The sequence below is a fragment of the Vibrio sp. Vb0598 genome (genome assembly GCF_033338935.1).
GTDB lineage: Bacteria > Pseudomonadota > Gammaproteobacteria > Enterobacterales > Vibrionaceae > Vibrio > Vibrio alginolyticus.
Window position 1 is genome coordinate 1 of sequence record NZ_JAWOTP010000314.1, and the last position, 1,029, is coordinate 1,029.

Here is a 1,029-nt window from a genome sequence, read left to right on the forward strand (position 1 = left end):
CTATTCCCAGCGCATAACCAAATGCCGCTTGGTGTTTTGATGATGGCAATGTCAATTGTCGCGATGCTTGGCCTATTGTGGGTACACAGAGCGCACGATCACTCAAACGAAATGCCACAAGTCATTTAACCGCCATTTCAATCTGACCAAAACATTGAAAAGGGACACACGAAATAGTGTGTCCCTTTTTTCATATCACACTACCTCTATTTATTGATGAGAATGATTTAACTTTAGAAGTGATATTTGTTAAAAATAACAGTTGCTTACACAATGCGTTTTCAAGCCAATAGGTCACAACAATGAGCCGTTCAGAAATGGTGAGAGTATTCACTTCTCGAACCACATTTCTGCTCTCTAAAACAAAAGCGTGACCAGCCTGAAAACTCTCAATGAAACCAAAGTCCATACCCTCAGGATGAGGTAACTTAGGTATAAAATTATAAGGATAAACAGATGCGTTTCACTTTAACTACGTTGGCCGTATCGGTCGCGCTTATCGCCGGATGCAGCAATCAAGGAACTCCAACCATGACTCAATATTCCCAATCACAGATCGTTGCTCAGCAAACTCAAGCCCCGGTTGCAAAAAAAATCCCTCACGCGATGACCATTCATGGTGATACTCGCGTTGATAACTACTACTGGATGCGTGACGACGAGCGTAAAGATCCAGAAATTTTGCAGCACCTAGAGCAAGAAAATCAGTATGCGGAAACCGTTCTCAAGCACACTGAAGCTCTTCAAAATGAGCTATTTGAAGAAATTAAAGGTCGCATAGCAAAAGACGACAACTCCGTTCCTGTGCGTAAAGGAAACTACTTCTACTCAAGTGAAGTTACCGGAGATAACGAATACGAAGTTCATCTTCGAGCGAAAGATTTTGCTGGTAAAGACAAACAAGTCATCTTAGATGTCAATGAACTTGCGAAAGAGCATGAATTTTTTAGTATTGGTGGCCTGTACGTCAGCCCGAATGAAAACTTATTGGCGTATGGCGAAGATACATTAAGCCGCCGCGTTTACACC

Annotated in this window: 2 pseudogenes; both read left to right on the top strand. The window is 42.1% G+C overall.

Annotated elements, in window-relative coordinates:
- A pseudogene (locus tag R7Q38_RS24935) lies at nucleotides 1–129 on the top strand (Bcr/CflA family drug resistance efflux transporter); the annotation flags it as partial.
- Between the two features lie 327 nt (nucleotides 130–456).
- A pseudogene (locus tag R7Q38_RS24940) lies at nucleotides 457–1,029 on the top strand (oligopeptidase B); the annotation flags it as partial.